The organism is Sulfuricurvum sp., from assembly GCF_036279695.1.
In the GTDB taxonomy this organism is placed as follows: Bacteria; Campylobacterota; Campylobacteria; order Campylobacterales; family Sulfurimonadaceae; genus Sulfuricurvum.
In genome coordinates this window covers 1-14026 of the sequence record NZ_DASUIQ010000016.1, presented here as the reverse complement: position 1 = coordinate 14026, position 14026 = coordinate 1, and the positions used below count along the sequence as shown (strand labels likewise).

Below are 14026 nucleotides of genomic sequence, written 5' to 3'. Positions count from 1 at the left end.
GGTTTCTGCCGCGGCTGAAGGGTCCATATGCGCTAGGATCAAAGCAACTGTCTGAGGATGCTCATTCATAATAAAGTCGGCTAACTGTTGCGGTTTGATTTTTGATAAAAAGGCAAAGTTCTGAGTGCTTTGCATCGTTTTACTCAGTTTTTCCAATACCTTTTTAGCCTCTTCAGGTCCAAGAGCTTTGTAGAGGAGTTCGCGAGCGTAGTCCATACCGCCGGTATTGAGGTACTGATTGGATTGGATGATCGCATAAAACTCTTCGAGAACCGCGGCTCCGATATTTTTTTCGATAGAGCGATTATTGGCGATAAATTTGGAGATTTCGGTGATCGCATCGACGTTCATCCGTGAAAAAAGGGTAGCCGTAACGTCTTCACCCAGTTGTACCAACAAAATAGCCACTTTTTGTGACATACTCATTTCATCGAAATTAGCTTGTTGGGACTGAGTTAGGGTCATTGGCTCCTCCTATCGCTTATGTGAAGTATCAGAAGCAGGTACCGATTCTTCATCAATCAAAGCTTGAATCAACGAAGCAATCTCTTCCGGATGATCTTCGGCAATTTCACGCACTTTCTCTAATAATACATCGTATTTCAACTCATCTTCGTTGAAATTATCCCCAAGACCGAGCTGACTTTCCACTTTTTTACGCATTAGCTGTACTTTTTCGGCTAAATCTTCATCTTCATCGTCGACAATTTCCAAATTCGGTTTCTCAAATTCTTCCTCTTCACGGCTAAATTCAAGCATACGTTCCGCGAACGGAATAATGATTTTTTTGTAAGCGATAAACAAAATAACCGCGACCAAAATATACTTAAAGATAGGGGCAAACGGAAGGAGATACGTCGAAATAAAGGTAGATGCTTTAGACGCACCGTCTTTTGGTTTATTCCCCTCTTTAGAAGACTGAAACTCAAAGTTACGGACGGTAACCTGATCTCCGCGCTGTTCATCAACCCCGATCGATTGTTTGACCAAGGCATCGATTGCTTGAATCTGTGTTTCGTCTAACGCAACATACGCAATCTCATCCGTTGCTTCTCCTGCGGCATCTTTTTTTGGCTCATATTTACCATCGACCACAACCGCTGCCGTCATACGTTTGATACGGGCAAACTCCATTTTGGTGGTTGAAACGGTTTTAGAGACTTCATAATTAGTCGTACCGGTCGTTTTCTCGAATTTTTCACCGCCGCCTCCGGCGAGACCTTGAACCGGACCGATATTGCTCACCGCACCCGGAACACCGCCGACTTGCGCCGGAGCGGCACCGTCTCGTTTCTCTTCACTGCTTTGCTCACTACGGACGACATTTTCAGGATCATATTTTTCGGACGTGGAGCTTTGCTCGCTGAAATCATATTCAATGGTCACTTTGGCGACAACACGCTCTTTTCCACCGATGAAAGGGGCAAGAACGTTAATGATTTTCTCTTCTTGCTTCTTCTCTTCTTTGGTTTTATATTGCTGTTGGATTGCCGAAAGTTCACCCATCGCACTGGCGTCGTCATTATCCCCAAGCGTATCACCCTCAGCATCGATCAATGCCACATTTTCGGGGGTAAGTTTCGGAACAGCCGCCGCAACGAGTTTTTTAATCCCTCGGATCTGTTTCGGAGTCAATTTTCGATCCGCTTGGAGTTGCACCATAACCGATGCCGATGGAGGAACCTCTTCAGAGACAAAAAGAGTCTCTTTCGGAAGCGCCAAAGAGACACTCGATTTTTCAACCGGCTCGAGCGAATCGATGGAACGGGCAAGCTCACCTTCTAACGCACGGCGAAATTTAACCTCTTGATCGAAATTAGTCGCTCCGAATTCTTGCTTGTCAAAAAGCTCAAATCCGACATGCCCCTCTTTAGGGATCCCCATAGAAGCAATCGTAATACGCTCTTTATAGACAACTTCTTTAGGAACTTCGATCACATTTTCACGAGGAATCCGGTAGGGTATCTTGTCTTTTTCAAGCTGTTCTATCACTTTTGCGGCATCTTCGCCGCTTAATTGTTCGAAGAGGACTTGATACCCTCCATTATCGTTTTTTGATCCTTCAGAAGAGTAAACCACCAAAAAAATCAGGAATGCGACAATCCCGGCAACCGCCGCGCCGATAATCATTTTTTGTGCTTGAGTGAGCTTTCCGAAAAAAACAACAAGTTGCGAAAAGAGAGTCTTAAAATCCATTGTTACCTATTTTTATAATAAAGGATCAGTGAGTTCAAAAAATCGATTATTCTGAACGGTGGTTCCGATTGTAACACGAATCGCGTTCAATCCGTAACTGCTTAAATCACGTACAATCATACCCTTTTTTAAGAGTTCTTGCGCAATTTTCGATGAATTTTTTTCTTCAGGAAGCGATAAAGTGACGAAATTGGTATAACTGTCAATCACATCGATCCCCTTGGAGCGTGCAAACTCTTCATATCGAGCCATCTCTTTGAAATTATCCGCAATACACTCTTGAACAAATGCTTCATCCTCCAGTGCAACCGATGCCGCTTCAAGAGAGAGAGTCGTAATATTAAACGGCGGGCGGACTTTGTAGAGCGCTTCGATAATAGGCGCTTGCGCGATACCGTAACCGACACGCATCCCCCCAAGTCCGTAGGCTTTCGAGAACGTCCCCAGAAAAAGGACATTTTCAAAACGTTCAATCAACTCTTTCGGTTCAACCGCATAAGCCGGATTTTTATAGCGAGCGTACTCCATATACGCCCCATCAACGATAACCAACGTATCGCTGTCGATTTTAGCGATAAAATCGATCATCTCTTGCGCAAGAAGCCCGTCACCCGTAGGATTATTAGGGGTACAGAGAAAAATAATAGAGGGTTTGTGCTCACAATAGAGGGCATAAAATTCATCCATCTTGTGTTCGCGTGATGCAGTGCGGATAATTTGTGCCCCCACTTGCTTGGCATAGATCTCATACATCGCAAACGTGACGCTGTTCACAAGGACTTTCGAGCCGCTGTGCACTTTAGCGTGAATCGCAAACTCGATGACCTGATCACTCCCCGCACCGATAATGAGTTCATTGCTTTTAATGCCGTATTTATTCGACAAAGCCGTTTTGAGCTTCACCATCGAATCATCGGGATAGAGTGCCATATTATCGACGATAGCACGTACTGATTCTTTGACTTTCGGCGAACACCCGAACGGGTTTTCATTACTCGCCAATTTTACGATAGAGTCTTTATCAATCCCGTACTCACGAACGACCAACTCGATTGGCTTTCCCGCCTCGTATGTTTTAATCGATTCCAGTGCTTCATTAAATTTCATAGTTCCCCCTTTACGTAGCTGCCCAGCCATGTTACTTCTTCATGATGTTTTTGAATCAGCAATTGAACCCGTTCTTCATCGATGTGACCGAAAAAGTCGATAAAGAACCAGTATCCAAACCCGTCGTTATCCCGTGAAGGACGACTCTCAATCTTACTGAGATTGATTTGCGCATTATTAAAATCTTCCAAAAAGTGAACCAGTGCCCCCGCTTTTTGGGCATCTTTAAGTCGAACCAAAATAGAGGTTTTATCTTCACCGCTGACACCGTTTTTAAAATCACTGAGGATAAAGAAGCGGGTGGCGTTATTTTGGGTATCTTCGATGTTCTCAAACAGCGTCGGTACACCGTACAATTTTGCGGCGATGTGAGAACAGATTGCTGCCGCTTCAGGGTCTTTTGAAGCCAAAATAGCCGCTTTTGCGGTAGATTCAACCGGAATATGCTCCACACTGTCCAACCCGTGTTCCGCCAAAAACTCACGACATTGCCCAAACCCTTTGTCTTTGGAATAAATCCGTTTGATATGATGTATTTGTTCCGCTTTGGTTGCGAATGCCATATGAATCGGCATATAAAGCTCGGCTACGATTTTAACACTGCTTTTTCCCAATAGATCAAGCGTCTCCCCTACAACCCCGTCACGAGAATTTTCGATCGGAACGACACCGAATTTGGCGCGACCCGCTTCAAGCGTTTTAAACACTGCCGCAATCGATCCCAAAGAGAGATAATCGCTCATTGCTCCGAAACGAGACTCCGCCGCCTGATGGGTAAAACTCCCCTCAGGTCCCAAATATGCAATACGTTCAGGAAGTTCGAGATTACGGGCAACGGCAAAAATTTCCAAAAATACCGCTTCGATCGCTTGACGGTTCAAAAGCCCGTTTGCCGTTTCGCTGATTTTGCTAAGGCGGTCAATAATCGATTTTTCTCTCTCAGGACGATAGATGGCACCATTGTTTTCATGTTTGATCTCACCGACACGGCGCACGACCTCCATACGGCGGTTCAAAAGTTCTACAACTTCATTATCAATCTCGTCAATACGTGCTCTGCACTCTTCCAATGTATTCATATCTTCTCCAATATCCCCTGCATATCAGGATAAATTTCAGCCGGTCGCTCGGAAATCTTCAATGAGGGAATAATCTCATCGGCGTTTCGGATTTTTCCGCTGAGGACAAATACCCCTCTCATCCCCAACGCCTGAGCTCCGATAAGATCCCCTTTTACATCATCGCTGATAATCGTGATCTCGCTAAATTCTGCCCCCTCATTTTGTCTCTGAAGTCGAGACAGCGCCTCTTCAAAAAAAGCTTTGCTCGGCTTCCCGACAACGGTATACGAAGCCGATGTCGCAAACTCCAACATTTTCAAAATCGCCCCGACACCCGGGTAGCGTTTATGATTTTTGGCGTACAACGTCGTCTCATGCATCCCGACAAGCTCTGCACCTCCAAGGAGAAACTCGATCATTTGCGCATACTCATCGGGGGTAAAGTTCTCTTTGATAGCAACCAGCACCACATCGGGAGAGTTAAAATCGAGGGTATATCCCATCGAACGCAGTACATTCAAAAAAGGTTCCGACCCGTATGCCGCCACTTTTTTCATTTTGTCAATATGGCTCTCCAACATCATCAACGGATCGAGGTAATGAGTTTGGGGAATATGCAATCCGATAGAGTTCAAATAACCCAAAAACTCATCACTCGGATTTTTCGTGCTGTTGGTAATCACCATATAGGGAATTTGATGTTCATTGAGATAATCGATAAATTCAACCGCACCACGGGTAGGAAGTTTGGTATGATCGTCAATCAGTGTCCCCTGAACATCTATGAAATACATCATTAATCCTGCAAATACTCTCGTTCTAACGCGATGACGTCTTCAAACGTTTCGCGACGGCGGATTAGGCGCTCTTTGCCCGATTCAACCGCAACTTCAGCACTTCGCCCACGGGTATTATAGTTGCTTCCCATACCGAAACCGTACGCTCCGGCACTGTGAACGACAAGGAGGTCATTGTGTTCCATCGGAGGAAGCGGATAGTTTTTCGCCAAAAAGTCACCGCTCTCGCATACCGGACCGACGACATCCGCTGCACTCTCTGCACCGCTTTTGTCCAGCGCTTCGATACGGTGGTACGCTTTGTAGAGACTCGGACGGATGAGATCGTTCATCGCTCCGTCCACCATCACAAAGCGTTTAGCTCCGTTATTTTTCTCGTACAGTACTTTGGTCACGAAGTATCCCGCATTCGCCGTCAAAAAACGTCCCGGTTCGCAGATGACTGTGACATCGATCCCTTTGAGTGCCGAGAGGATCGCCTGTGCATAATCATACGGCTCAATCGTAGTTTCATTGTCGTAACGAACACCGAGACCGCCGCCGATGTCAAAAAATTTGAGCTCTATATCGATCGCCTGAAGAGAGCGAAGAAGATCCGCGACAATCACCGCCGCTTCATAGATCGGTTCCAACTCGGTGAGCTGACTTCCGATATGAAAATGGATACCGACGGGGTCAAGATTTTCGGAATTTTTTGCTTGGATATACATCCGTTTTGCCGCGACAATCTCCACGCCGAATTTATTATCGTGCAAACCGGTCGAAATATAAGGGTGGGTTTTCGGATCGATATTCGGATTCACACGGATACTGATACGGGCTTTGGTATTCAGCTCACGAGCGATCATCTCGACACGTCCGAGTTCCGCTTCACTCTCGACATTGATATAGAGAATATCCGATTCTATCGCTTCGCGGATCTCATCGTCGCGTTTACCGACACCGCTGAAAAGGATACGGTATTTCGGAACTCCCGCCATCAATGCACGACGCACTTCTCCGATAGAGACACAATCTGCCCCGGAACCCTGCTGTGCGAAATGTTTGACGACGCTAAGATTGGAATTTGCTTTTACGGCATACGCAAGAATCGATTTACGACCGCGAAATGCCTCTTTTAATGACTCGAACTGAGTACGCATCGCATCAAAATCATACACATACAAAGGCGTCCCGTAGGTTTGCGCTAAAGCTTTAAAATCGATCACCCGTAATCCCCATTGAATTAGTTTTATCGCGATTTTACCCTAACTCTCCTTAGGGGATTTCCAAGCCTCCAAAACATTACACTACTTAGCAAAACAATAGGGGCAATTATCCCCATTTCAGGGATGAGCGTTTTGTTGTTGGAGAGTTCTCCCAACATAAACAACACCCCCCACACCATAAGCGTTACCAAAATGGCACCGAAACTAAAAAACGAGAGGTTTAAAAAACGGCTGCTCACCGGTGCATAGGTAAAAAAGATCACCATTAAAATCACAGCGAACCAAGGGGAGATAAAAATGCGGTACATCGCGCTGGTGATTTTAGCCACATCGACATTTTGATTTTTTAAGAGTTTCAGGGCATCTAACCCATCACCGATCGTAAAATTGACTTTTCCCTCATACACCTGATCCAAAATTTTCGGTTTGAAATCGTGTAACACTTTTAAATTTTCTTTGTCCTCCGCAACCAAACCGGCAGCCTTCAAATCGAATCCGCTCGGAGGGCGTATTAAATGGGCTTTTTGAATATTCCAATACCCGTTATCATATACCGCCTCTTTGGCACTTAACGACTCTTTTAATGAATCGCCCTCAAAAGTAAATACGCGAATGTCTTCCGCACGCTTACTGAGGGGGTAGAGGTTTCCGAAATAGATGTAATTCCCCTCGTGGGTGAAAAAAAGGTTACTGGTGGGACGGATAAATTCGGACGTTTCGCGAAGATTATCGGCAAACTCATTGGCTCGTGCAAAATTGGTAGTGTGCAACGCGATGTAAATCCCGATCAACACACCCGCCGTACTTAGAAAAGGGATCATCATGCGGTTTTTTGAATACCCTAACGCAAAATAAGCGGCCAATGCGTTTGAACGAACCAGTTCAACCAAAGAGGCAATCATGGCAAAAACCAATGAAATAGGGAGCATCATATCGATCGCATAAAAATATTTATACATCACGTAAATAAGCATAAGATTGGCTGATGTAGGAAGTTCCGAAGCATTATCCATCAGATCAAATCCGACCATAAAACTGCTCAGGGCGATCAAGACAATGGAAAAATACCGTAAATAAAGTAGCGCTAAAGTTGTAAATGCGAGCATGAGAGCCTAATGATAAAAAATTGGAGTTATTGTACCCAATAAAACCTACAATCTTTTAGACCCCCTTCAAGGAACATCGTGCCGCAACATCGCTGCAGTTCTGGGTCAAAAGCATCTCGACGGCGTCAGCGGCTTTTTTAATCCAATCCGAAAGGTTGGATTGTTCCTCCGCACTAAACGAATGGAGCACATAATCGGCAACTTGCGATTTGTGTTCGGGTTTACCGATCCCCATACGAACCCGAATATACTCGGGTGAAATCGCCGCATCGGTCGATTTGAGTCCGTTATGTCCGCCGTGTCCGCCGCCGCTTTTAAAGCGCAATGCCCCAAACGGTAAATCCAAATCATCGTGGATGACAATAACCTCATCAATTTTGTAAAAATTTTTAACGGCAAGAATAGAGCGACCGGAGAGGTTCATAAATGTGAGCGGTTTGAGGAGAAAGTGTGACCCCATTTTAAACAACTCCCCTTCGAAGGAGCTCTTTGAAATGTTTTGCACACTGTGACGACGAGCGAGTTCGTCAATCACCATGAACCCGATGTTATGACGGGTTGATGCATACGCCGAGCCGGGGTTTCCCAGTCCGACGATCAGCATCCTTATTTCGCTTTGATGATACTAAGAACCGATACGCGGTCTGAATCGGTAAACGTTACGTTTTCAACACGTGGAAGATCACGAACCAATACAGAATCACCTAAATCCAAAGGAGCAACATCAACAGTGACGTTGTTTGGCAAGTTTTCGATTGCCGCTTTAACGCGAAGACGTTTTTTAGCAACAAACAACATCCCTTTGTTTTTCAAACCGATCGGTGTTCCTACGGTAACAACCGGAACATGATAGTGAGTGACAACACCAGGTTGTGCAACCATCAAATCAACGTGCAACAAATTACCTGAAACCGGATGAGACTCATACCCTTGAACAACAAGGTTCATCTCTTTACCCGCTACGCTTACAGCGAATGCTACGGTCTCTTTGTTGCGCACTGTACGGATAAAATCGTTCATTTTGAACGCGGCGTGAACGTTTTCAAGCCCTTTTCCGTAGATGTTAGCAATAAGATAACCATCACGGCGATACGCTTTTGTAGCAGCTTTGCCAATACTCTCTCTTACAATGCCTTCTAACATAATCATGTCCTTAAAATAAAATGAGGCGAATTATACTTAAATATAGCTTATTTTATTCTAAATCTTAGGTTAGCTTTTTAAGCCGATATATTCCTCTTCTCTAAACTCTTTCGGACCGTCATCCACACCCAATTTCGATTTTTCAAGCGTCGTACTCAACCCTTCCATCCGTAGTTTTAAATCCGACGGTGACGTAGCGAAAGCAAACGCATCGTCTCTCGTTATCCGACCTTCAAGATAAAGATCCAATATCCCCTGATCAAAGGTTTGGGATTTATAAAGTTCTTTCCCCTCCGCAATCGTATCGGGAATCTCGACATCCCGATTTTCGGCAATGAGCTGCTCGATACGAGGTGTACGGATCAATATTTCTACGGCTGCGGTACGTTTCCCGTCAACCGTCGGAATCAGACGCTGTGATATAACCCCTTTGAGAACCGATGAGAGGGTCATACGAACACGATTTTGCTCCGCATGAGGGAAAACCGAGATAATACGGTTAATCGTCTCTTTCGCATCAAGGGTATGGAGAGTTGAGAATACCAAGTGACCCGTATCCGCCGCGTGGAGTGCGATTTCGATCGTCTCCATATCCCGCATCTCCCCGACCAAAATAATATCGGGGTCTTCCCGCAAAGCCGCCCGAAGTGCATTGCCGAAACTCACCGTGTCTTGTCCGACACTGCGTTGATTGATGATACATTTTCGGTCTTTGTGAACGAACTCAATCGGATCTTCAATCGTGATGATATGCTTACGCCGTTTCCAGTTAATCTCATCGATCAGTGCCGCCAAAGTTGTCGATTTTCCGCTTCCCGTTACCCCTGTTACAAGAACCATACCCCGTTCCATATCGGCAAAACTATGGATGACATCGGGAAGTTTGAGTTCTTCAATACTCAAAATTTTGACGGGAATCAGACGAAATACCGCTGAAATCCCCTCCATTTGGAAAAAAATGTTAATACGGAAGCGGGTATTTTCATCAAACGGATAGACCAAGTCCACCTCTTTTTTCTCTACCAATTCGGGAAAGCGGGTACGTAAGAGTTCTTTAGCAAAAATCAGCGCATCGTCTTTGGATAGAATCTCACCCGAGAGGGGGATAATTTCCCCATTGATCCGTGCTCGAACAACACTGTTGGCCTTAACATGAAGGTCACTGCCCCCCGCATCAATCATACGACGCAAGTAGCCCCGTATTTTTTTCAATACTTCAAAATTGAGTTCACCTAAATCGCTCTGCTGACTCATCATACTACTCCAATGCCTTTAGGATTTCAGAAAATGCGACTTTAAATGCGTCCAAGCCCTCTTCTATCTGTTGTTGAATAATTGACTCCATACGGATACCCGCATCGGCTACTTTTTGTCGATGTTTTTCGATCTCTTTTGAGTCAATCGGAAGTTTTATCACACAATCTCCTCCATTCACATACGCATCAATCGTTGCAATCGGAGCCGTATTGACACTGTTAGGAGCTAAGAGTTCATCGATGTAATAAGAGGCTCTAAACTCGTCCCCTTTCACCCCAGTACTGGCAAATAACACACGGCATTTCGGGACATTCAGCGCTTCGACACGGTTATAAATATCGGCGGCATTGAGAATCCCCATCAAGCCGATGCCCACCCCACTATTTCGGAGCGTTTCATCGATGGCACGGTCAATTCGACTCACAAATACACTGATTACAGTATCCACAGAAGCCTTCTGCGATGCTCGTTGGAATGCTTCGGCACATTTTAGCGCCTGATCAACCGAAAAAATCAATGTTGCATTAACCGCGATTCCCGCTGATGCGAGTGCTTCCATAGCGATGTATCCCGCAGGGGTTGCAGGGACTTTAATCATCACATTGGGACGGTTGATACTCTGATGGAGGCGAATCCCCTCGGCAATCGTCGCCTCGGCATCATCGCACAAGAACGGATCAACCTCAATACTCACATATCCGTCATTTCCCGCATCATACAAAGGACGTAAAATATCCGCCGCCTTTTGGATGTCAAACAGTGCCAATGCTTCGTATTTTTCTTTTGGTGAGAGATGAGAAAGGGTAGCGATCTGTTCTTTGTACGCAGGTGACGTTAAAATCGCGCTTTTAAAAATAGCGGGGTTGGAGGTTGCTCCGTTAATAATCCCTTTTGAAATGAGTTCTTTAAAACCCTCATCCAAAAATGTTCGTTCGATAAAATCAGCCCAGAGGGCAAAGCGCGCTTCCGCTATGTACATAATCCAAAACTCCGTGTTAAAAAGTGTGCCTATTATGCCGAAAAATAATTAAAAATAGAGATTTGCACCGAGCGTATAACGTTGTTCATGATACCCCTGCTCTATCGCTTCATAACTTCCGGTAAAAGAACAATACGGATTCCATTGCCACAGATGTGAAAAGGTGAGACGATTCCGATCCACTCCGTCCAAATAGACAATATGACCCGCTTCAAGATGGGTTTTCATACGACTCTCCCAATGAATCCCTATCCCTCCGCTAAATCCCAGCCCCATGTCGGGATTAAAACCGAGTCGAACTTCCGGTTCCGTGAGTAAATATCCGTAGACCCTATCATCTCCGATCGAAGCACCCGCTCCGACGCGAGTGACAAAACTGAGATGATCCCCTCCGTAGTCACGATCCCAACCGCTTTTCATACGCCATGAAAGCGGCTTGAAAAAATGGCTTACAGGGACAATAGAAGCCAACGAGAGCACTGTCAGTTTTTCCAACGTGATATATTCATGTTCAACTCCAAACACCGTATCGAAAAACTCAATCTGCGCACCCGAGAGATGCCCCGTATCATCTTCTCCCAAATCATGAAATGCGGGACGCCATCCGATCAGTACCGGTGAGCGATGTTCAATCCATTCTTGTGATAGAGACATCCGTGCAGATCGGTGCGCCGAATCGGGATTCGATTTAAACGGTATTTCAAGCTGTTCACCGCTTCCTAGTGCCGCACGTTGAGACAAAAGCGTATGGTAATGTGACGCATACGCCTCTTTAGATAATTTCCCATCTATATAGTGATATTCAACCAATTCCGCTGCCGATTCAAGGGCATAACGGCGTTCCTGCTCGGATAGCGTATTCGTGCTATTTATATCCCCCTCACTTAAGTATTTAACGATAGAAATTGCTTCAGGAGAGAGTTCTTTTTCGTACGCCAAGAGTTTCGTCCGCTTTGAGGGACGAAAATGCTTTTGGGTCACCAACCCCTCCTCTTCAAAAGCCCGTACCGTATCGGGGGGGATAACATAATAAAAAAAGTGATCTCTCAAACGAACACTCGGACGGGCGATTTCGGTTAACCACAACATGTGGTACGAGCAGTTCTCATCGAAAAAATAGTACCACGAGTTAATACGCTGCAATTCCCAGATATGCCGCACCATTGCCATTACCTCATCGGGAGTGAGGTTAAGATCATATTCCCATACGTCACGAGATTCGCTGTCACGATACTCTTTTAGTTTTTCATAATAGGGAAGCATAGAGTAATATCCGTAATACCCGCCGAAAAGCCCCTTATACGCGAATATAAACCCGTTTGTATCCTCCGTATGGGCCGCATAGTTGATCGCATATGACATCAATTTGGATTCCATTGACGAATCGATCCGCAAAAAAGTATGACCGAACATCGATGCGGGGGAGTTGATGTGGGCACTCGGAAAAACAAGGGTTACTTTTTGGGGATCCATTTTCGTAACAAGGGCATCATAATCACTGCATTCCCCCTCCCCGAAAGTGGTATTGAGTTCTTTCTCCAGCCAAGCCCGACGTGCCGGAAAACGGCAGAAAATAGACTCATTGCTTCGGTTGCTATCGTCATTAAGACGACGGATGGTTTCATCAAGTTCGTTTGAGAGATTTTCTTTTCCATCATGCGAGAGAAAAAATGTATCATCGTCAATCTCACTCTCACCTTTCGGAGAGTGCATCAATAGATGCCAATAGCGGTTATCGAAAAGGTGTTTGGTATGGGCTTGTGCAATCAGTTTATCGGTCATAACGGCTTGGAGCGATAAACTCAGTGCACATAATAAAAGAAGAAATGGCAAAAAAAACCTTAAACTATTTCAGAACGTATACACGTTCTGAAAATGTGATTATCCAGCGATAGTAGAAACGTTATCGAGAACCGTTGCCATATCGGCTTTTTCGCTGGTATAAATAGCGTTGTAGTTCGCTTGAAGCACTGATGCGAATTCTGCTTTATCTTGAACGTTCAAAAGTTCTGCCAAGGTCGAAACACTCTCACCTTGACCGATTGCGATCTCACGGGAAAGCTGATCCATATTGGATGCAACGAACTCTGCGGCACGTTCATTCATAACAAATTTCGCTTTTTTACATCCCGACGTACCTGACGTGATACCGAAAGTTTGGCTTCCTGATGTACCGTTTATTGTTGCTTGAAGTGCCAACATAACCGCTGAACTGTCATCATGAATAATTTGAGCACCTAACCCACAACCTGTTTGGCTGTTTACGGTTGCAAAACCTGCTGTACTAAGTGCTGCAATAGCTGCAATACTGATCAAAACTTTTTTCATATAAAGCCCCTTTTTCATAAGAATTAACAGGGAGTATAAGGGAATATTCCTTAAATATTTCTCATTTTCCACGGATTCTCTTTTGTGGATATTATCGACGCATTCGCAAGGCGTTCTAAAAAAAACTCCCTCGATACCTCTTTGGCTCCGAGGCTTTTTAGATGGGGGGTCGGAACCTGACAATCGATAAAATCAAATCCCCACGTTTTGAGATGTTCTACCAATACAGCCAATGCGACTTTCGACGCATCGGAGACTTTGGCAAACATAGACTCGCCGCAAAATACCCCTCCGACACTCACACCGTAGAGTCCGCCGACCAAAAGTCCCTCTTGGTACGCTTCAACACTGTGGGCATATCCGAGGGCATGAAGCGTCTCATACGCTTCGATCATCTGAGGGACAATCCAGCTCCCGCTTTGACCGCTACGTGGTACGGTTGAGCATTCACGGATTACTGACGAAAAAGCGCTATCAAAACGGATCTCAAACTGAGGGATTTTTTTACGTAACGATCGGCTGAGTTTAAAATCATCCAGTTCCAATATCAGCCTCGGATCGGGTGACCACCACAAAATCGGATCATTGATACCGTACCACGGAAAGATCCCCAAACGGTACGCCAGCATCAGACGTGAGGGGGAAAGATCACCGCCGTAAGCAACAATCCCCTCTTGTGAGGCATGAAGAAGAGGATTAGGAAAGGAGAGGTGATGGGTGAGTTTCGGAATCATACCGCATAATCGAATAGCAGCTCATCGGTGTAATCCACCGAAACTTTTCCACCTTGTACCAAACGCCCAAAAAGCATCTCATCCACCAGAGGATCTTTGATTTTTTCGGA

General features: G+C 45.2%; 13 protein-coding genes and 1 pseudogene. All 14 read right to left on the bottom strand.

All coding sequences use genetic code 11. From position 1 onward, the window contains the following. A pseudogene (locus VFW36_RS02310) lies at positions 1 to 465 on the bottom strand (flagellar motor switch protein FliG); the annotation flags it as partial. Positions 466 to 474: 9 nt separating this feature from the next. Then, on the bottom strand, positions 475 to 2196 hold the full coding sequence (gene fliF, locus VFW36_RS02305; protein WP_329657209.1) for a flagellar basal-body MS-ring/collar protein FliF: 1722 nt from the start codon (positions 2194 to 2196) through the stop codon (positions 475 to 477). 12 nt (positions 2197 to 2208) lie between these two features. Next, positions 2209 to 3303 carry a histidinol-phosphate transaminase gene (hisC, locus tag VFW36_RS02300; protein WP_329657208.1) on the bottom strand — a complete coding sequence of 365 codons (1095 nt, stop codon included), beginning with the start codon at positions 3301 to 3303 and terminating at the stop codon, positions 2209 to 2211. Then, on the bottom strand, positions 3300 to 4382 hold the full coding sequence (gene pheA / locus VFW36_RS02295) for a prephenate dehydratase (protein WP_329657207.1): 1083 nt from the start codon (positions 4380 to 4382) through the stop codon (positions 3300 to 3302). The genes hisC and pheA overlap by 4 nt, the downstream gene beginning before the upstream one ends. Then, entirely contained in the window at positions 4379 to 5158 is a 780-nt protein-coding gene (locus VFW36_RS02290) for an HAD-IIA family hydrolase (RefSeq protein ID WP_329657206.1), read from the bottom strand. Before VFW36_RS02290 ends, pheA begins: the two co-directional genes overlap by 4 nt. 2 nt (positions 5159 to 5160) lie before the next feature. Beyond that, positions 5161 to 6369, bottom strand: coding sequence for a diaminopimelate decarboxylase (gene lysA / locus VFW36_RS02285; protein WP_329657205.1), 1209 nt, complete (start codon positions 6367 to 6369; stop codon positions 5161 to 5163). Positions 6370 to 6392: 23 nt separating this feature from the next. Next, positions 6393 to 7475 (bottom strand): LptF/LptG family permease, encoded by a 1083-nt coding sequence (locus tag VFW36_RS02280; RefSeq protein WP_329657204.1) that lies wholly within the window; start codon positions 7473 to 7475, stop codon positions 6393 to 6395. A gap of 55 nt (positions 7476 to 7530) precedes the next feature. Then, the gene (gene pth / locus VFW36_RS02275) at positions 7531 to 8079 is read right to left on the bottom strand and encodes an aminoacyl-tRNA hydrolase (RefSeq protein WP_329657203.1); all 549 of its coding nucleotides are present in this window, start codon (positions 8077 to 8079) and stop codon (positions 7531 to 7533) included. Positions 8080 to 8081: 2 nt separating this feature from the next. After that, on the bottom strand, positions 8082 to 8618 hold the full coding sequence (locus VFW36_RS02270; protein ID WP_294894957.1) for a 50S ribosomal protein L25/general stress protein Ctc: 537 nt from the start codon (positions 8616 to 8618) through the stop codon (positions 8082 to 8084). 69 nt (positions 8619 to 8687) lie between these two features. Continuing rightward, positions 8688 to 9872 (bottom strand): PilT/PilU family type 4a pilus ATPase, encoded by a 1185-nt coding sequence (locus tag VFW36_RS02265; protein ID WP_329657210.1) that lies wholly within the window; start codon positions 9870 to 9872, stop codon positions 8688 to 8690. 4 nt (positions 9873 to 9876) lie between these two features. After that, the gene (locus tag VFW36_RS02260) at positions 9877 to 10854 is read right to left on the bottom strand and encodes a transaldolase (protein ID WP_329657202.1); all 978 of its coding nucleotides are present in this window, start codon (positions 10852 to 10854) and stop codon (positions 9877 to 9879) included. 48 nt (positions 10855 to 10902) lie between these two features. Then, positions 10903 to 12687 (bottom strand): DUF4105 domain-containing protein, encoded by a 1785-nt coding sequence (locus tag VFW36_RS02255; RefSeq protein WP_329657201.1) that lies wholly within the window; start codon positions 12685 to 12687, stop codon positions 10903 to 10905. Positions 12688 to 12735: 48 nt separating this feature from the next. Then, entirely contained in the window at positions 12736 to 13182 is a 447-nt protein-coding gene (locus VFW36_RS02250) for a DUF3015 family protein (RefSeq protein WP_329657200.1), read from the bottom strand. Positions 13183 to 13232: 50 nt separating this feature from the next. Beyond that, entirely contained in the window at positions 13233 to 13916 is a 684-nt protein-coding gene (aat, locus tag VFW36_RS02245; protein ID WP_329657199.1) for a leucyl/phenylalanyl-tRNA--protein transferase, read from the bottom strand. Between the last annotated feature and the right edge of the window lie 110 nt (positions 13917 to 14026).